The 17,356-nt window shown below is 70.6% G+C and carries 14 protein-coding genes and 1 tRNA gene; 8 read left to right on the top strand and 7 right to left on the bottom strand.

The window, feature by feature from the left end:
- Positions 1-28: 28 nt before the first annotated feature.
- Positions 29-1,678, bottom strand: coding sequence for a M14 family zinc carboxypeptidase (locus tag MLJ35_RS12265; RefSeq protein WP_243384588.1), 1,650 nt, complete (start codon positions 1,676-1,678; stop codon positions 29-31).
- 3 nt (positions 1,679-1,681) lie between these two features.
- Positions 1,682-2,152, bottom strand: coding sequence for a hypothetical protein (locus MLJ35_RS12260; RefSeq protein ID WP_243324261.1), 471 nt, complete (start codon positions 2,150-2,152; stop codon positions 1,682-1,684).
- A gap of 67 nt (positions 2,153-2,219) precedes the next feature.
- On the opposite strand from MLJ35_RS12260, the gene MLJ35_RS12255 reads away from it, so the two are divergent.
- From MLJ35_RS12255 to MLJ35_RS12240, 4 genes are all read left to right on the top strand, one after another.
- Positions 2,220-3,185 (top strand): Gfo/Idh/MocA family protein, encoded by a 966-nt coding sequence (locus MLJ35_RS12255; protein ID WP_243324260.1) that lies wholly within the window; start codon positions 2,220-2,222, stop codon positions 3,183-3,185.
- Positions 3,182-4,138, top strand: coding sequence for a serine hydrolase domain-containing protein (locus MLJ35_RS12250; RefSeq protein ID WP_243384587.1), 957 nt, complete (start codon positions 3,182-3,184; stop codon positions 4,136-4,138). The genes MLJ35_RS12255 and MLJ35_RS12250 overlap by 4 nt, the downstream gene beginning before the upstream one ends.
- Positions 4,135-6,240 (top strand): SpoIID/LytB domain-containing protein, encoded by a 2,106-nt coding sequence (locus tag MLJ35_RS12245; RefSeq protein WP_243384586.1) that lies wholly within the window; start codon positions 4,135-4,137, stop codon positions 6,238-6,240. Before MLJ35_RS12250 ends, MLJ35_RS12245 begins: the two co-directional genes overlap by 4 nt.
- A 77-nt stretch (positions 6,241-6,317) precedes the next feature.
- Entirely contained in the window at positions 6,318-7,271 is a 954-nt protein-coding gene (locus MLJ35_RS12240; protein ID WP_243324255.1) for a hypothetical protein, read from the top strand.
- 29 nt (positions 7,272-7,300) lie between these two features.
- On the opposite strand, the gene MLJ35_RS12235 is transcribed toward MLJ35_RS12240, so the two are convergent.
- The 3 genes from MLJ35_RS12235 to MLJ35_RS12225 are packed head-to-tail and all read right to left on the bottom strand — an operon-like array spanning position 7,301 to position 11,150.
- Positions 7,301-7,963 carry a DUF2238 domain-containing protein gene (locus MLJ35_RS12235; protein ID WP_243384585.1) on the bottom strand — a complete coding sequence of 221 codons (663 nt, stop codon included), beginning with the start codon at positions 7,961-7,963 and terminating at the stop codon, positions 7,301-7,303.
- Positions 7,964-7,971: 8 nt separating this feature from the next.
- Positions 7,972-10,662 carry a formate dehydrogenase subunit alpha gene (gene fdhF / locus MLJ35_RS12230; protein WP_243384584.1) on the bottom strand — a complete coding sequence of 897 codons (2,691 nt, stop codon included), beginning with the start codon at positions 10,660-10,662 and terminating at the stop codon, positions 7,972-7,974.
- Positions 10,663-10,718: 56 nt separating this feature from the next.
- Positions 10,719-11,150: a deoxycytidylate deaminase gene (locus MLJ35_RS12225; protein WP_243324249.1), complete on the bottom strand. Its 432-nt coding sequence runs from the start codon at positions 11,148-11,150 to the stop codon at positions 10,719-10,721.
- A gap of 169 nt (positions 11,151-11,319) precedes the next feature.
- Here MLJ35_RS12225 and MLJ35_RS12220 point away from each other — a divergent pair, with 169 nt between their 5' ends.
- Positions 11,320-12,411 (top strand): hypothetical protein, encoded by a 1,092-nt coding sequence (locus MLJ35_RS12220; RefSeq protein WP_243384583.1) that lies wholly within the window; start codon positions 11,320-11,322, stop codon positions 12,409-12,411.
- Between the two features lie 96 nt (positions 12,412-12,507).
- Here MLJ35_RS12220 and MLJ35_RS12215 read toward each other — a convergent pair.
- Positions 12,508-12,584, bottom strand: a tRNA-Arg gene (locus tag MLJ35_RS12215).
- 162 nt (positions 12,585-12,746) lie between these two features.
- On the opposite strand from MLJ35_RS12215, the gene MLJ35_RS12210 reads away from it, so the two are divergent.
- From MLJ35_RS12210 to MLJ35_RS12200, 3 genes are all read left to right on the top strand, one after another.
- On the top strand, positions 12,747-14,075 hold the full coding sequence (locus MLJ35_RS12210; RefSeq protein ID WP_243384582.1) for a hypothetical protein: 1,329 nt from the start codon (positions 12,747-12,749) through the stop codon (positions 14,073-14,075).
- Between the two features lie 221 nt (positions 14,076-14,296).
- Positions 14,297-15,010: a TatD family hydrolase gene (locus tag MLJ35_RS12205; RefSeq protein ID WP_243384581.1), complete on the top strand. Its 714-nt coding sequence runs from the start codon at positions 14,297-14,299 to the stop codon at positions 15,008-15,010.
- The gene (locus MLJ35_RS12200) at positions 15,007-15,753 is read left to right on the top strand and encodes a tRNA threonylcarbamoyladenosine dehydratase (RefSeq protein WP_243384580.1); all 747 of its coding nucleotides are present in this window, start codon (positions 15,007-15,009) and stop codon (positions 15,751-15,753) included. The genes MLJ35_RS12205 and MLJ35_RS12200 overlap by 4 nt, the downstream gene beginning before the upstream one ends.
- On the opposite strand, the gene MLJ35_RS12195 is transcribed toward MLJ35_RS12200, so the two are convergent.
- Positions 15,744-17,279, bottom strand: a complete 1,536-nt coding sequence (locus MLJ35_RS12195) for a hybrid sensor histidine kinase/response regulator (RefSeq protein WP_243384579.1) — start codon at positions 17,277-17,279, stop codon at positions 15,744-15,746. The genes MLJ35_RS12200 and MLJ35_RS12195 overlap by 10 nt on opposite strands.
- Positions 17,280-17,356: the final 77 nt, after the last annotated feature.

Below are 17,356 nucleotides of genomic sequence, written 5' to 3'. Positions count from 1 at the left end.
GGCTCGGGGCGCTTTTCGGCGCCCCGGGTCATTCCTGCGCTTGTGGCGCAGGAGAATGCTGGGCTGTCACGAGGCCGGCATCTCCACGTCCCACCGCCAGGATCGGGAACCTGGGCGGCTCGCCCCACATGCCGTTGCCCCGGAGCAGGACCGTGTGGAAGAGGCCCCAGAACACCAGGCTGTCGGTGCTGCGGGGGTCCAGCAGGTAGAAGGCCAGGCGGCCGAGGGGCTGGTCCAGGGGCACGTAGAGCGCCCGGTCCAGGTCCGTGGGCGTCCAGGGCAGCTCCATGGGCTTGGGTACCGTCCCCGCCTTCCAGGCGCCCTGGAGTTCCAGCGTGAAGACGCCTTGGTAGGCCGACGGGGAGAGCTTGCGACCTGTCTCCTCGAATCTGAGGAGGGGCAGGGTCCGCGGCCGGGCGCGGCCTTCCAGCACCCTCAGGCCGTGGGCCTCGAGAAGGGGACGGATCGCGGCGGCGAAGGCCGGGTCCACCAGGTAGCCGGCCGGCACCGGCACGAAGTCCCGCCCCTCGAAGCCCACGAAGCTGGGCAGCACCAGGTGGGTGCGCGACTTTTCGCCCACCAGGCGGCCCTTCGCGTCCCGGGTGGGATCCACCCAGTCGAACGGCGCGCGCTCGACCTCTTTCAGCTTCGCGGAAAGCGGGAGGGACACGGGTTCCTTCGTCCAGGCCTCGGTCCAGCGGGCCTGGGCCATCCGGATCTCGCTCCGGACCTCGCCGCGATGCTCCGCCATCCAGGCCAGGCAGGCCAGCACGAAGCGTCGCGTGTCGGAGATGCGGTCCGGCCAGTCCCGGTAGACGTAGCTCTCCGAGAGCACCGCCAGGCGATTGCGCAGGGCCGGGTAGTTGGTCAGCAGCCGGGGGTGGGCATCGTAGGTCTCCCAGGCCGTGGGGGGCTTCTCCGGCGTGGGCTTGTAGGGCACGAAGTTGCCGTAGTCGTAGGTGGGCATGCCCTCGGCCTTCAGGCGCTCACGCACTTCCACCAGCATCTTCCGGTTGAAGGCCAGCAGGCCCTCGTCCGCGCCCAGGGTGCAGGCGGGGCCGTGCGTGAGGTGGAAGCCGTGGGTGCTGCCGTTGGTGGTGTGGAGATCCAGCACCGCCGCCGGGTCGAAGTCGCGGAGCATGGCCAGGAGCCAGCGGGTGTTCGGCGCGGCCGCCTTCATGAGGTCGCGGTTCAGGTCCAGTCCCTGGGCGTTCTCGCGCCGGCCCACGCCGCTCTCCGTGGGGTTGGGCTGCCAGGGCCGGATGGCGGGATCCAGCGCGTCCGTGCCATCGGCATTGTAGGCGGGCATGACCACCAGATCGAGGTCGTGCCGCAGCACTGGATGCTTGCCTTGGAGCAACTCGCGGACGATTTGCTGGATGGCCTCCTTGCCCTCCACCTCGCCGGCGTGGATGTTGGCGTTCACGTAGACGCGGAGCGGATCCTTTCCCGTGCCCCTCAGGCGCCAGGCCAGCAGGGGCTGGCCGGTCTCGGTGGCCCGCGGCGCGCCCTTGAGCAGATAGGGCTCCAGGGCCGGGGCCTGCTTCCGCAACGCCTCCATGAAGGCCCGGACCTCCGCCACCGTGGAGGTTCGCCGGAGCTGCGTGCGTTCAGGGACAGTCTCCGGCCACCCGGCGAGGAGGCTCGTCCCCGCCAGGATCCAGACCAGGCGCCGCATGGATCAGCGGGCCGTGAAGGTGGTGTCCGCCGTGGCGGGAATCACCGTGGCCGGGGCCGGGGAACCCCCGAAGAGGCCCTTGTTGTAGACGATGAAGCTCGAGGCTAGGAAGAACATCAAGACCAGCAAGGCGGACCCCCGCTTGCCCGCCGCCAGGGCCTTGGGCGTCATCTCGGACAGGCCCACCAGGACGAGCACCAGCAGGAGCTTGATGTGGAAGTAGTGGCCGTGCTTCAGGGGATTCTGGCCGCCCTGGATCATCAGGACCAGGAGCCCGATGCCGGCGACCAGCGCCAGCCGGAAGGACCAGGCCACCACCTTCGCCCAGATCGTCGCGGCCAGGCCCCGAATCTCCTCGCGGCCCTCCTCGAAACCGGAGAGGAGCAGCGCCACCACGGCCGCTCCGCCACCCACGGCCAGGGTCACGAAGTGCAGCCAGCGGACAAGATTCACGGCCTCGAGCTTCAGGTTCATGGTCACCCTCGCGAAGAAGACCCCCAGGGTAGCAGCCCTGCTAGGCTCGATTGGTCAGGAGGCTGTCATGTCCAAGCTGCGCGTCGCCGTCGTCGGTGTGGGACACCTGGGCCAGCACCATGCGAGGATCGCCGCGGCCGCGCCGGACGCCGTGCTGACCGCCGTGGTGGATCCTGATCCGGTCCGGGGCCCGGAGATTGCGGGAAAATTCGGCGCGCCCTGGGCTGCCTCCCTGGACCAGGTGCTCGCGGAGGTGGACGCCGTCCAGATCGCCGCGCCCACGGGCTTCCACCATGCCCTCGGCGCCCAGGCCCTCAAGGCCGGCAAGCACGTCCTGATGGAGAAGCCCCTGGCCGCCTCTCTGGAGGAGGGCGCGGCCCTGCTGACGACCTTGGCCGAGGCCCGGACCGCCCGGCCCGGCCTCGTGGCCCAGGTGGGACACCTGGAGCGCTTCAATCCCGCCGTGGCGGCCCTGCGCGACCGAGGCTTCAAGCCCCGCTTCCTGGAGGCCGTGCGCGTCTCGCCCTTCCCGGCCCGCAGCCTGGAGGTGGACGTGATCATGGACGTAATGATCCATGACCTCGACCTGCTGCGCGCCCTGGTGGGGCGTCCCGTGGTGGATGTGGTGGCCGTGGGCGTGCCGGTGCTGACGCCCTACGCCGACCTGGTGAACGCCCGCCTGAAGTTCGAGGGCGGCGCCTTCGCCACCGTCACTGCCAGCCGCGTGGCCCGCAAGAAGGAGCGCACCCTCCGCGCCTTCGGCGACAAGGAGTACGCCAGCCTCGACTTCGCCGCCCAGAAGCTGGAGCTGCTGCGCCTGGTCATGGGCCCGGACGGCCCCGAGGTGCGGCCGGAGACCGCCAGCATCGAGGAGGGCGAGCCCCTCCGCCTGGAGATCGAAGCCTTCCACGCCGCCTGCCTGGGCCGGGGCCAGGAGGGCGTCACCTGGGAGGAAGGCCAGGAGGCCATGCGCGTGGCCGACCAGGTGCAGAAGGCCGTGGCCAAGAGCCTGGCGGAGATCCGGCAGGCGTGAGCGGGTTCTACGACCTCGCCTCCCTCGCCAAGCCCCTGGTGACGGCGCCGCTGGCGCTGGCCTTCCTGGATCTGGACGCGGACCGGCGCTGGGCCCTGGGCTTCCATGACCGCGACACGCCGCTCACGGCGCGGCAGCTGCTGTCACACAGCTCCGGCCTGCCGCCCTGGCGGCCCTTCACGGGCGAGACCCTGGCCGCCCAGCTGCGGCGCCCCGTGCCGGACCATCCCCTGCTCCGACCCGCCACGCCGGGACTGGCCACCTACTCGGACCTGAACTACCGCCTGCTGGCGGAGCTGGTGGAGGCCGAGACTCGCGTTTCCTTCCGGAGGCTCGGCGCGACATCGGGCCTGTCACCCACCCCCTGGCTTGACGCGCCCGTCGAGCTGCCGGACGCCCCCGACGCCGAGGCTTGGCGGCTGGCCACGGATCACCCCCTGCCCCCGCGGGACCCGCGGCTGCCCCAGGACGCCAACGCCCGGGCGGGCATGCCCGGCCACGCGGGGTTCGGCGCCACCGCGCCGCAGTTGGCCGCGGCCCTGGCGCGCTGGGTGGCCGCGGGCTGGCCCGAACGCATGGCGGCCGGGACCACCGCCGGAGAGAACGGATCCCGCTGGGGCCTGGGCCTCCAGGCGCTCTCCTCTGGCGGAGGCCGGTTCGGACAGTTGTTGTCCAGAATTCCCGCTGGCCTGGGCGTCTGCGTGATCGAGGACCCGGCGCCGGACATGCCGCCTCCGGCGCCGCCCCTCGATCCCGAGCCGGGCCCTCCCTCAGGCTGGTGGTTCCACCTGGGCTACACGGGCCCCGCCCTCTTCTACCGGCCCACGGACCGGACCTGCCTCGCCCTCCTGCTCCACCGCGGCGGGTCGGCCGGAACGATGCTCGACATGGAGGCGCTGCGGGCCCGGCGCTGGCAGGCCCTCTCCCGTTTCGTGGGACAATGCGGCGGATGAAGCCCTTCCTCGTTCCCGCCCTGGTCCTGCCGCTCGTCTCCGCCCCCGCCGCCCAGCCTCCGCTGAAGATCGGGCTCGACACCCAGGCCACGGAATGGATCGTGTCCCTGGAGGGCGGCGGCCAGATCTGCGACCGCGCGGGGAAGCCGATCCTGCGGCTGGCGCCGGACGAGAAGGTCCGCATCTGGTGGGACAGCCGGGGAGTCTCGGACCCCACCAGCGAGTACCGCATCCAGGTGGGCCGACCTCTCGGAACCGACGACGCCGCGGCCCTGATGGCCCGCCTCCGGAAGCTGGGGGAGCCGTCGGATCGCGTGAAGGTGCCGGACGCCGACACTTGGCGCGTGCTGGTGGGGCACTTCCCCGAGGCCGTCAAGGCCGAGCCCCTGCTCCAGAAGCTCCAGGACCTGGGCTTCGAGGAGCTGTGGGTGGCCACGGAATCCCGGAGCGCCCAGCCGCGCAAGGGTCGCGCCCTCTACGCCGTCACCGAGCGCTACGAGCGGCGAGCCCTGCCCCTCGGCGGCGTGTGGCTGAAGCCCGCGGGTGAGCTCACCAGCCTCAACGGCAAGGGCCGCTACCGCGGCAAGGTGGAGATCTTCCCCAACGCGCAGGGCCGCCTGACGGTCGTGAACACGCTGGACCTGGAGACCTACCTGCGCGGCGTGGTGCCCAAGGAGATGGGCGCCTGGGAATTCCCCAGCCTGGAAGCACTGAAGGCCCAGGCCGTGGCCGCCCGCACCTATGCCGTGGCCAACCGCGGCAAGCGCGCGGCGGACGGCTTCGACATGGGCGACACCGTGGCCGACCAGGTGTACGGTGGCCGCGACGGCGAGCAGGCCCTCACGGACCGGGCCATCCAGGAGACCGAAGGCCTCTTCGCCACCTATGCCGGCAAGCCCATCCTGGCCCTCTTCATGGCCAACTGCGGCGGCCACACCGTGGACGTGTCCGAGGTCTTCGGCGGCGACGCCCCCTACCTCAAGGCCGCCACCTGCTATCCCGCCAAGCCCCTCACCTTGCCCTTCGCCTCCGGCGTGTCCGTGACGACGGAGGCCCAGCAGCCCTGGCTCACCTGGGACCTGCTGAGGCTGGCCGCGGACATCGTGCCGGTGGACTGGCTGAGCGGCGAGCGCCTGGCCCGCCCCGCCACCGCGGACGATCTGGCGGCTCCCGTCCTGGCCCTCCAGCAACGCCTGGGCCTCAAGCCCGCGCCCCTGTCCCGTCAGGGCCCCCTCATGCTCGCCCTGGCGCGCGCCCTGGGCCTGGAGCAGGTGGTGGCGGGGCAGGAGCGCCCCCAGGACGCGGCCTACTTCCTGCCTTCCGAGCTCCCCGCCGCGGATCGCCTCCTGGCCACCTTCCTCACCCGGCGCGGCCTGGTGCCCGCGGCCGCCTGGGCCGCCCCGGAGCCGCCCACCCTGCGGCAGGCCCTCTCCGCCCTGGGCCGGATGTGGCAGGACCTGGAGCCCCTGGCGCTGGGCGAGGGCAGCCTGCTGATGGACCGCCAGGTCCGGCGGAAGCGGGGCGGCCCCGAGCCCCTGGCCCTCTCGCCCCGGCTGCTCCTCGCGGAGGAGGCGCCGGACGGGAGCCTGCGCCTGGTCCCGAAGGCCGACATCCAGGTGGGAGACCGCCTGAAGTGGATCCCCGACGGCGGACCGGCCGCCGTGCTGGTGCGCCGCCTCGATCCCGACGGCGCCGCCTGGGATCGCTATAGCCCCACGGCCCACTGGCGGGTGGAGTACACCGAGGCGGATCTGCTGGCCCTGGTGCGCAAGCGCATGAAGGTGCCCGGCATCCGCGAGCTCCGGGCCCAGCACAACCAGGAGGGCCGGGTGCTGGACCTGGCCCTGGTGGACACCCAGGGTGCGGTCCATCGCGTGCGGGGCATGCACATCCGCGGCCTGCTGGGCCTCAAGGACAACGTCTTCCGGTTCCTCACGCTCGGCCAGGGCGCCCAGCGCCGCTGGGTGTTCTACGGGCGCGGCTGGGGCCACGGCGTGGGCCTGTGCCAGACCGGGGCCTACGGCATGGCCCTGGAGGGCGCCACCTTCCAGCAGATCCTCCAGCACTACTACCCCGGGACCGAACTCCGGAAGGTCGATTGATTTTCGACCATGAAATCCCATTCTGGGATTGACGGAATGCCATGGTGACCCCAGGTTAGCCTCCCCGGGAGGTGGTGATGTCCATGGACGCCTGGATCCTCGGCGCGCCGCTGAAAGTGCTGCGGCAGGAGGACCATCCGTACCGGGAGACCACCCTGGCCACCCTGGGGCGTCATGAGCTGGGCCTGAGCCGCCGACGGTCCGCCCTCGGCCTCCCGGCCTGCGAGATCTTCCTGGACGGCCGGTCCATCTATCTGCCCGGGGCCGCGGCGCCGGACCGCGCCTGGTTCGACCTCTGCCGCGAGCTGGGCTACGAGCCCGCCCGCCATTGGGACTGGGATCCGGCCCTGATCCTCTTCCAGCAGGTGCTGCCGGCCCTCGCCGCGGATTGGCACGAATCGCCCCTGGCCCTGGACGCCCAGGGCCTTCCGGAGGGCGTCCTCAGCCTGGCCAGCCTGCGCCAGACCTTCGCGGAAGCCGTCGCCGACCTCCGCCGGGACAGCCTTGGTCCCGTGGGCGCCAAGGTGGCCGAGACCTTCGAATGGCTGCCCCTCCGTGCTGTCGTCTTCCATGACGATGCCCAGCTTCCCCTGGACTTCGAGGGCGCCGGCGCCTGCGGGCGGGTCTCCCTCTGGCTGGGGATCCACCGGGACCGGGCCGTGGCGCTGGATGGACCCGCTCCCTATGGCCGCGGCCTCCGGCGCTGGGTGGCCGGAGGTTCCGGAGACATCCCGCCCATGGAGGCCTTCCTCCGGGCCGCCGGCCTGGACCCCGAACCGCCCAAGGGCTTCGAGGCCGCCTTCGACGCCGCCCTCCACCGCCTCTGCCACCAGCTCGAAGGCCCCCTGGATGCCTACCGCCGCACCTATCCCGTGGGCATCCCCTGGCAGCGGGACCACCACGAGCGCCTCCTCGGCCGCACCATCGTCGACCTCCGGCTGGGGGATCCCCCTGTGCTCATCCTGGACGACGGCACCGAAGTGGCCCTGGAGAACAAGCCCCTGCCCTCCTGGGAGCACGGCGGAATCTGAGCTCCGCGGAGGGCGCCGGGAACCCCAGCTCAGGCGCCGGGTTCGGGTGAGGGTTCCGGCATCCGGCGCATCCACCGCACCAGCGCCACCACCAGCATGGTGAGGATGGCCCCGAGGGCGGCGGCCGACATGTCCTTCTGAGCGTCCCAGATGTCCCCCTGGGTGCCGAGGAAGGCGTCCCCCAGCTCCGGGGCGGCGAGCCGGGCCGTGAGGCTCTCGATGATCTCGTAGACGGCGGAAGCCGCCAGCACCACATCCAGCGGCAGGTAGTAGTTCCAGAAGCCCCGGGTACGGGCCACCCGCATGAACACCTCGCGGGCGGGGTAGGCCATCAGCAGGCCGAAGCTGAAGTGGACGATGCGGTCGAAGGGATTCCGCGCCAGGCCCCAGTGGGCCTTCATCCAGAAGCCGAGGGGCACGTTGGCGTAGGTGTAGTGCGCCCCGACCGCATGCAGGGCCAGGAACACGGTGATCAGCAGGTAGCTGAGGTCCGACAGTGGGAAACGACGGTAGGTGCCAGCCAGCCCGATCACCGCGATGACCACCAGCAGGTTCTCCATCCGCCAGTCGCTGGGATAGAGGGGCCGGATGGCCGTCACGATCCAGACGAGGGCGTAGAGCAGGCAGAGGACCTGGAGGAACCGGTTCTCGCGGAAGGGTCGCGGGTTCGGCTGGGCGGCATGGCTGAGCATGCCCCAGGTTACCGGACCTTCGAGTCGGCGGTAGGGTGCAGACTCACCGCCGTAACCTTGTATTCCGGCGTCCCCGTGACCGCGTCCCGGCCCGGGCCCGTGGCCAGGTTCACGTAGGCGGCCACTGCGTGGAAGGTGGCGAAGGGTTCGCCCCGCCGGACCCGGTCCGTGGGGCGGACACGAAGGGTGAAGGCCCCATGGCGGCTCCGCACCTGCACCGGATCGCCCGCCGAAAGCCCCAGCTCCGCGGCGTCGTCGGGGTGGAGTTCCAGCTCATCGTCCGCCCGCAGCTCGTGGTTCCGGGTCCGCCCCGTCATGGTGGCGGCATTGAAGTGGAACAGGCTGCGGCCCGTGTTCAGCAGGAAGGGGAACTCGCGGTCCGGAGCCTCCGGCGAAGGGGTCCAGTCCAGGGGGCGGAAGGAGGCGCGGCCTTCGGGGAAGGACCCCGCGTGAAGCACCGGCGTGCCGGGGTGGTCCTCGGCCGGGCAGGGCCACTGGAGACCCCCTTCACGATCCAGCCGCGCGTGGCTGATCCCCGCGATGGCCGGCCAAACCTGGCGCGCCTCCTCCCACACGGCGGCCGCATCTGGATGGGCGAACCGCAGAGCGGCGCCCAGGCGTTCCGCCAGGGCGGCCAGGATCGCCTGGTCCGTGCGGCTGTTCCCCTTCGGCGGCAGCACCCGACGGACCCGCTGGACGCGCCTTTCCCCGTTCATGAAGGTGCCCTCCTTCTCGAAGGGGCTGGCGGCGGGCAGGAAGACCGTGCCGAAGGCCTTGGCCGTCTCCGTCAGGAATAGGTCCACCACGACGAGGGCCTCCAGCCCATTCAGGTTCTCGGCGGTTTCCCGCGCCCCGGGATGGCTCAGCAGCGGGTCATAGCCGATCACCAGCAGGGCCTTCAGGCGACCCTCCCCCGCGGCGTCGATCATCTGCAGGGCGTTGAGGCCCGGCGCCTGCGGCAGGTCGGCGCCCCAGACCTGCGCGTGGACTTCCTTCGCCTGCTCCAGCTTCTGGTAGCCCGTCAGGCGGGAGGGCTCGCAGCCCATCTGGGCGCTGCCCTGGACGTTGTTCTGGCCCCGCAGGGGATTGACCCCGCCACCTGGAATGCCCACGTTCCCCGTGAGCAGCGCGAGGTGGGCCAGAGCCGCCACACCATCCGTGCCCTGCCGGTGCTCGGTGACGCCCAGGCCGTGGAAGATCATGGCCGGCTTGGCAGTGGCGTACAGCCTCGCCGCGCGCCGGATGGCCTCCGGATCGATCCCGCACAGGGCGCCCGCCCGCTCCGGAGTCCACGCCCGCAGCGAATCGGCGTAGGTCTCCTGGTTGCGGGTGCGGGCCCCCAGGAAGGCCATGTCCGCGAGGCCCTCGAGAAAGATCACGTTCGCCATGGCCTGCAGGAGGGGCAGGTTCGTACCGGGCCGCGGGGCCAGATGGTGCGTGGCCATCGCGGCCAGCTCTGTGCGGCGGGGATCGATCACGATGAGCGGCACGCCCGACCGCGCGCGCTGGCGGAGGCGGGCGCCGACGATGGGGTGGTTCTCCGTGGGATTGGCGCCCACCACCATCAGCAGGCCGGCCCGCTCGATGTCCGCATAGCTGTTGGTGGCCGCCCCCGTGCCGAAGGCCTGGCCCAGGCCCGCGGCGCTGGGGGCGTGGCAGACGCGGGCGCAGCAGTCCACGTTGTGGGTGCCCAGCGCCACGCGCGCGAACTTCTGCGCCAGATAGTTCTCCTCGTTGGTGGCGCGGCTGGAGGCCAGCACGCCCACGGCTTCCGGCCCGCCCGAGGCCTGCGCGGCCCGGAGCGCGGAGGCGGCGGCATCCAGCGCCTCCTCCCAGCTCACGGGCTCCCAGACGCCGTGGCGTCGGAGCATGGGCTCGGTGATCCGGTCCGGCGCCTCGTTGAAGCCCCAGCCGTAGCGCCCCTTCACGCAGAGGTGCCCCCGGCTCACTGGCGAGGCGATCACCGGGCGGACCTCGGTGATGCGTCCCTCCGCCACGCCCACGTCCAGCTCGCAGCCGGTGCCGCAGTAGGGGCAGGTGGTGCGCACCCAGTGGTCCGGAAGCCCCGCGGCCAGGCGGGAGACATCCTCGATGGCCCCCGTGGGGCAGGTGTCGGCGCAGGCGCCGCAGCTCACGCAGGCGCTCTCCCGCAGGCCGGGCGACAGTTCCGGCGCCAAGGCCAGGTCCCCGCCGCGCCCCGTGAACGTCCAGATGTTCTGCCCCTGCACCTCGTCGCAGATTCGCACGCAGCGGCCGCAGGCCACACACCAGGACAGGTCCACATCCAGGTAGGGATGCTCCGGATGCCTCGCCCCGGGCCTGCGCGCGCCCGATGGCGCCACGCCATAGGTGTCCAGCAGCTCCCGGAAGGGCTTCCCCGCCAGGCGCGCCGGGTCCTCCACGGGGATGCGCTCGGCCAGGCGCGCCAGCATGGCCCGGCGGAAATCCTCCAGGGCGGGCGTGTGGGTCTCCACCACCATGCCTTCCTCGGCCAGGGTGGCGCAGGCGCAGGGCGGGCGGTCGCGGCCTTCCACCTCGACCTCGCACAGCCGGCAGCTGGAGGCTGGCTTCAGCCGCGGGTCCGAACAGAGGGTGGGGATCTCAATGCCGTGTTGCCGGCAGGCCTCCAGCAGCGTGGTCCCCGGCTGCGTCGCGACGTCGCGGCCATTCACCCGCAGGCGGATGGGGGTTCCGGTCACCAGCTTGTCTCCTGAAGGAAGGGGCGCTCAGCAGTATGCGCCGCCTGCCCTGGAGTTCAAGGCTGGCCGTGCTGTTCCCACTTCACGCCGAAGTGCTCGAGGATGTGCTGGCGCTCGACGCGTTCCTGCTCGGCGATGCTCGCGTAGGGATGGCGGAACACCACCCGGCGCACGCCGCGACGCACCAGGGCGCGGCAGCAGGTGAGACAGGGCTCGTGGGTGACGTAGGCCGTGGCCACGGGGCCGTCGCAGAATCCCAGTGCGTTCTCCTCCGCGTGGCTGGTGTGCAGGCATCGCTGGCCCGGCTTGCAGGTGTCCGGCGTGCAATGCGGCATGCCGGGCAGCGCCCCGTTGAAGCCCGCCGCCGCGATGCCGCCATCGCCCCGCAGCAGGACCGCGCCCACCTGCAGGCGGCAGCAGGTTCCCAGGCGGCTCAGTTCCAGTGCCATGTTCATGAAGACTTCGTCCTTCAGCCGGGATCGCGTCACGTCAGCCCCTCGGGAAACCTCCATCATCGCAAGAAGTGCGGGATACCGGGGCCTGCCCGGGTCTCTCAACAGATCTGAAGGTCTTTGGAATAAATCGTGCGCTCCGTCACAGGGAGATGGGTTTGACTGAAGTCGCGGATGGGCATAATAAAATATAGGCAGGTAATTTATGAGACTCCGCCTTCTGACACTCTTTGCCACGCTGGCCCTCTGCGGCCCCCTTCCCCTGGACGCCCAGGCCCGGGCTTCAGCCCAGAGCTGGGATCCCGCCCGCGCGACGGGAGGATGGGCCTTCCAGGAAGTCGACGGCTCGCTGGTCTTCTTCGACCCGCCCACCCGCTCCCTGCGTTCCTGGATGAAGGGGAACGGCCTCCTGTCCACGCTCCAGGTCACCCTTCCCGAAGTCCGGAAGGCCGCCGCGGCGCCGAAACCGGCGCCGGCCGAGAGCAGCCGCGCCGCCACCGACTATGACGCGGCCGGCGCCCTCCTCTACGGGATTCCGCAGCGCCAGCGGCCCCACGCCGCGTCCACGAAGCCGGCCCCGCAACCGGCCCCGGAGACCGCCTGCGAGGCCGTGCCCGAGCGTTGGGTCATCGACTCCTACAGCCGGACCTGGATGGCCTGCGACGGCCGCCTGGTCATCCTCAACAAGGACGGCCAGATCGAGAACGCCTTGGCGGTTCCCGCCGCCATCGAGGACATGGCCGTGGGCCGCGAGGGCATCCTCGTCCTCTACCGGACCCTGAAGCCCTACCTCGAGAAGCGCGACCTGAGGACCGGCGCGGTGCTCTGGTCCTACGGCGACCGATCCCAGGTGAGGGATGCCGCGGCCCAGCCGCTGCTGGTCCCGCTCAACCGCATGGCTTTGGGAACGGACGGGACGGTGTACCTCGCGGAGGGCGCCAGCCTGGCCTTCACGGTCCTCGATCCCGCCCGGGGCCCCAAGGAGCCCGGCCAGACCTTCTTCACCTGCCACGAGGCCCTGCCCGGTCGCGCCCTGCTGGGCTCCGTGGGCCGCGGCCCCATGCTGTCCTGGGCGGGCAAGGACGTGATCTTCAGCGTCTTCACGCCCAGCCAGATCAAGTCCTGCGGCGCCCCCGAATCCAAGGGCCTCGTGCTCGCCCGCTTCGACCTGCTCAACGGCGCCCTGGAGTGGATCCCGACCGAGCTGCCCGAGGGACACCGGCTGGTGGGCCTCCTCGATCACGAGGCCGTCTTCCTGGCCCCCGGCGGAGGGCTGGCCTACGCCCCCATCCGGTGATCGGGCAGGGCTCCCGCCGCCGTCCTGACATTCGAGCAGAAGCTCCACAGGGGCTTCTGCTCGCTTTCGGAATGCCCCGGGGGGCCCTGGCAAGAATGGTGGCCCCGATGCGATTCGAACGCACGACCTGCTCCTTAGGAGGGAGCTGCTCTATCCAGCTGAGCTACGGGACCCACGCGGGTTTGCGGGGCTCCCAGTCTAGCAGTTGTGCCCATGTTGTGGCGCCCCACTCCCCGGGCTGACGCCATGGCGGCATCCGGGTCTCCCGAGGTAGACGAAGGCAGGGAGGGATTCGGGGTAGGCTCATCCCCTACCCCCGACTCACAGGACCTCCCGTGCCGTGCGCCAAGATCCCATTCCTCGCCTTGATCCTGCTGTTCGGATACCCGGTAGGGCTCGCCGCGCAGGCGACCCGGGCAATCCCCGGCAAGCCGGCCCAGAACAAGCCGGTTCCGACGGAGCTCATCACGACACCCTGGATCCTTGGGGCGGAGACTGCCGATCACTGGACGGGACTGCTGCCCACGGTGAACGCGCCGAAACCGCGCGCCCGGGCCTACCCGGGGCAGCACCTGACCCTCGCCATCGGGGCGCGGGGTTCGGACCGCGACGTGCTGCTGAAGGAGGGGGCCTATGCCTTCACCGTGACGTTCGGGGGTTCCGCGACGACCTTCAACGGCCTCCATCCGTCGCAGATCCGGGGCATCAAAGCCGAAGGGGCCGACTTCGCGAAGTACGTGATGGAGCAGGCCAACGTCGAAACGAAGGGCCTGGAAGATGCCTTGTCCATGGTGAGCCTCGCGCTCTTCGACCTGGACTGGCCGGTTCCCGCCGAGGCCAGGGACGGCGACGCGATCATCCAAGGCACCGTGACCACCCCGGGGGGGAAGGTCACGCAGCTCAAAGCCGCCCATCTGGAGATCTGGTCCTCCGACCGGGCGGTCAAGGAGGGGGCCTTCCGGGACCAGGAGGAGGCCGGCGCGTGGACGATGACGTACTACCAGGCTCCAGAACCCTTCCGCCTCCTGCACGCGTTGAGGCTGTCCAAGGATGACAAATCCGGCCCGCGGCCCAACGTGATCACGTTCTACGTCCAGGTCCTGAAGTCCTCCCCGCTGGCCGCGCAGGACCTGATGCGGCGGCTCTCCCGCGAGGACCGCGTCACGCGCATCTATGGCCTTCTCCTGCTGAGTGAGGCCGGCTACGACTTGTCTTCCTGCCTCACGACCCTCCCCGTGGAGGACCACCAGGCCTTCCAGCATGTGCGGACCCAGGCGGTGAGCCTCCCGGACCCGTACGATTTCAGCGTCAACCTGGACGACCCGTACCAGATCACCACCCGCATGGACATGCTGTGGAGCATCTTCCTCGCCACGGGGGACCAGAAGCCCGTCCGCGCCATCGCGGACACCCTGGCCTGGCGAGAGGAAGGCAAGGCGGTCCTGGACCTGCGCAGATCCGGAAAGAAGATCGAGGGCATCACACCGGGTCTCCTTCATGGGCTGGCCTATGGGGCGGGCGGCTGGTCTCTCGGCTCCTTCGTGCGGAACCATGGGCTCGTGGCGGACTTCGTGGAGGCCTGGAAGCGGGATCCGAAGACACCTGCCGTCATCAAAGAGGAGCTGGGGACGCTGATCACCAATGAGGCGTTCAAGCCCAAGTAGCCTCCGCGGGTTCCAGAGACCTGGACGCGGCGGGAGCTCCCCCGGCACAGGTGCCCGGACCGAAGCCGCCCCGGGGCAGAGCAATTTATGCCATGTTTTTGACAATCGACCTTCAATCCGGCTGCACCGATGCAGCGACATCATTCCATCCACGACCCTCGATCCGGCTTATCATGGGGAAAGGAACCCGGATCGTCCGATCCATCCGCCGAGCGAACGTCATGCCCCCTCTCTTCGATGCCCACAGCCACCTGCCGAAGGTCGGCGCGCCGGAGCCTGTGGTAAACGGCCGGGAACACCTGCGCGTGGTCTGCGGGACCTGCGAGGCGGATTGGCCCGCGGTGCTGGCCCACGCGGCTTCTCACGTGGAGGTTCTCCCGATGCTGGGCCTGCATCCCTGGTTCGTGAGGGAAGCGGGTCAAGGCTGGGAGGCGCGGCTGGAGTCCCTGCTCCGGTCCCATCCCGCCGGCGTGGGAGAGTGCGGGCTCGACTTCGCGCGCAAGGAAGCCGACCGGACCGGACAGGAATCGGCCCTGCGCCTCCAGTTGCGGCTGGCCCGTGCCCTGCGCCGGCCTGTGGCGATCCACGTGGTCAAGGCCTGGGGGACGCTGCTGGAGGTGCTCCGGGAGGAGGGGGTGCCACCGGCCGGCGCCCTGGTCCATGCCTTCTCCGGAAGCCCGGAGACCGCCCGGGCGCTCCAGGCCATGGGCGTCTTCCTGTCGTTTTCCGGCGCCCTCCTGAAGCCCGAACAGGCAGGCGTGCGGGAGGCTCTGCGGTCTGCTTCACCCTCCCGCCTGCTCCTGGAGACAGACGGCAGCGTGGAGCTGGAGCGGGTGATGGAGGCCGCCGCGGCGATCCGCGGGATCAGCGTGACGGATCTCGAGCTCCTGGCCTGGGAGAATGGGGGCCAATGTTTCAAGGAGCTCATGGCATGAGGTGGTATTCCCGGAGTGAACTGCTGCTCGGAGAAGCGGCCCTGGAGCGGCTGCGCGCGGCGCGCGTGACGGTCTTCGGCCTCGGTGGCGTGGGCTCCTTCGCCGTGGAGGCCCTGGCCCGCGCGGGCGTGGGGCACCTGCGCCTGGTGGACCACGACGTGGTCGGCCCCAGCAACCTCAACCGCCAGCTCTTCGCCCTGCGCTCCACGATCGGCCAGCCCAAGGCCGAGGTGGCCGCCGCCCGGGTGCGGGACATCAACCCCGACTGCGACGTGGAGCCTCGCATCACCTTCATCCACACGGACACGCTGCCGGAACTGCTCACGCCAAGGCCCGACGTGATGATCGACGCCATCGATTCCATGTCCTGCAAGGTGGCCCTCATGCGCACCGCGCACGAACAGGGCCTGCCCATCATCTCGGCCATGGGCGCCGGCGGGCGCACGGACAGCAGCCAGCTCCGCGTGGGCGACCTCAGCCACACGCGCCTCTGCCCGCTGGCGGCGCGGGTGCGCAAGGAACTCCGCAAGGTGGGCATCACCCAGGGCATCCGCTGCGTCTACTCGCTGGAACCCGCCGACAACAAGCGCCCCGCCAACCCCGTCGACCTCGAGCCCCATCGCGGCCCCGGTCGCCAGCGCCGGCCCGTGGGCACCATCTCGTACATGCCCGCCATCGTGGGGATGAAGGTCGCCGAGGAGGCGCTGCGGCTCCTCCTGGCCCAGGACGGGGCTCAGGACTGACGGCCCTCCACCGCGCGCCGGATCACTGCCTGGAACTGCCCACTCTGGTAGGGCTTGGCGAGGAAGCCCGCCAACCCGCGGCCCAGGAAGTCGGCCACCACGTCTTCCTCGCTGTAGCCACTGGTGAGCACCACAGGCACCCGGGGATCGATCTCATGCATGCGGAGAAAGGCCCGGCGCCCGTCCAGGTGGGGCATGGTCAGATCCATCAACACCCCGGCCAGTTCCTGGTGCCGGAGCTCGAAGAGCCCCAGGGCCTCCTGGCCATCCGCCGCCTCCAGCGCCTGGAACCCGTAGGCCTCCGCCAGCTCCCGCGCCACCGCCCGGGCCGCCGGCTCGTCATCCACCACCAACAGCAGGCCACGACCCCGCCATCCCGGACCGATGAGCCGGGGCGGCCGGTGCTCCTCACCCTGGACATGGGCCGGGAAGAAGAGCTTGAAGACCGAGCCCCGCCCCACCTCGCTGTAGACCTTGAGGCTGCCGTGGTGGCTGCGGAGGATGCCCAGCATGGCGGAGAGCCCCAGCCCCCGGCCCGTGAACTTGGTGGTGAAGAAGGGGTCGAAGATGCGCTCCCGCACCTCGGCGGACATGCCGCAGCCGGTGTCGCTCACCTCCAGGGTCACGTAGTGGCCCGGGGAGAGCGGCAGGGCCGGCAGCAGGCCCACATTGGTGGCCTCGTCCACCGCCTGCAGGCCCGTCCGCAGCGTGATGAGGCCACTGACCTCCTCGCCGATGGCCTCCGAGGCGTTGGTGACCAGGTTCATGACGAGCTGCTGCATCTGGGAGGGGTCCCCGGAGATGCGGGGCAGGTCCGGCGCCAGGTCGTAGCGCACCACGGCCTTCTTGGAGATGGAAACCGCAAGCAGCTGGGTCATCTCGGTCACCAGGCGGTTCAGGTCGACATCGATCACCTGCAGACGGCCCTTGCCCGCATAGGCCAGCAGCTGGCGGGTGAGGTCCGCGGCCTTCAGGGTGGCCTGCTCGATCTGGTGGAGGTAGGGCAGCGCGGGGCTCTCCGGCGGCAGGTGCATGGCGCCGAGGTTGGCGTTGCCCAGGATGGTGGTGAGCAGATTGTTGAAGTCGTGGGCGATGCCGCCGGACAGGACCCCCAGGCTCTCCAGCTTCTGGGACTGCCGCAGGGCCTCCTCGGCCTCCTTCCGCTGGGTGATGTCCGCTCGGATGGCCACGAACCGTTCGGGTCGGCCGTGCTCATCCAGGAAGGGGACGATGGTGGTATCCACCCAGTAGAAGGATCCGTCCTTCGCGCGGTTCTTGATCTCGCCCTTCCAGACCTTGCCCGCCAGGATCGTCTTCCACAGCCGGGCCATGAAGATCCTGGGGTGGTGGCCGGAATTGATGATCCGGTGGTCCTGGCCCAGCAGCTCCTCGCGATCGTACTTGGAGATGGCGCAGAACTTGTCGTTCACGTAGGTGATCCGGCCTCGCGAGTCCGTGACCGCCACGATGGCATGCTCGTCCAGGGCCTGCTTAAAATGCTCCAGCTCCCGCAGCAGGCGCGCCATCCTCGGGCTGGGATGGCCCTCTTGATGCGGCTCATCGCCTCCCCCTGCCGCCGGTCCGTTCGTGCCTTGCTTGAGTG

The sequence above is a fragment of the Geothrix alkalitolerans genome, from assembly GCF_022808885.1.
Classification (GTDB): Bacteria; Acidobacteriota; Holophagae; order Holophagales; family Holophagaceae; genus Geothrix; species Geothrix alkalitolerans.
This window is presented reverse-complemented; position numbering and strand designations above follow the sequence as displayed.

Coding starts and splice junctions, on each gene's coding strand:
- MLJ35_RS12265 (WP_243384588.1), bottom strand. CDS start 1,678: ATGCGGCGCCTGGTCTGGATCCTGGCGGGGACGAGCCTCCTCGCCGGG.
- MLJ35_RS12260 (WP_243324261.1), bottom strand. CDS start 2,152: ATGAACCTGAAGCTCGAGGCCGTGAATCTTGTCCGCTGGCTGCACTTC.
- MLJ35_RS12255 (WP_243324260.1), top strand. CDS start 2,220: ATGTCCAAGCTGCGCGTCGCCGTCGTCGGTGTGGGACACCTGGGCCAG.
- MLJ35_RS12245 (WP_243384586.1), top strand. CDS start 4,135: ATGAAGCCCTTCCTCGTTCCCGCCCTGGTCCTGCCGCTCGTCTCCGCC.
- MLJ35_RS12240 (WP_243324255.1), top strand. CDS start 6,318: ATGTCCATGGACGCCTGGATCCTCGGCGCGCCGCTGAAAGTGCTGCGG.
- MLJ35_RS12235 (WP_243384585.1), bottom strand. CDS start 7,963: ATGCTCAGCCATGCCGCCCAGCCGAACCCGCGACCCTTCCGCGAGAAC.
- MLJ35_RS12220 (WP_243384583.1), top strand. CDS start 11,320: ATGAGACTCCGCCTTCTGACACTCTTTGCCACGCTGGCCCTCTGCGGC.
- MLJ35_RS12205 (WP_243384581.1), top strand. CDS start 14,297: ATGCCCCCTCTCTTCGATGCCCACAGCCACCTGCCGAAGGTCGGCGCG.
- MLJ35_RS12200 (WP_243384580.1), top strand. CDS start 15,007: ATGAGGTGGTATTCCCGGAGTGAACTGCTGCTCGGAGAAGCGGCCCTG.
- MLJ35_RS12195 (WP_243384579.1), bottom strand. CDS start 17,279: ATGGCGCGCCTGCTGCGGGAGCTGGAGCATTTTAAGCAGGCCCTGGAC.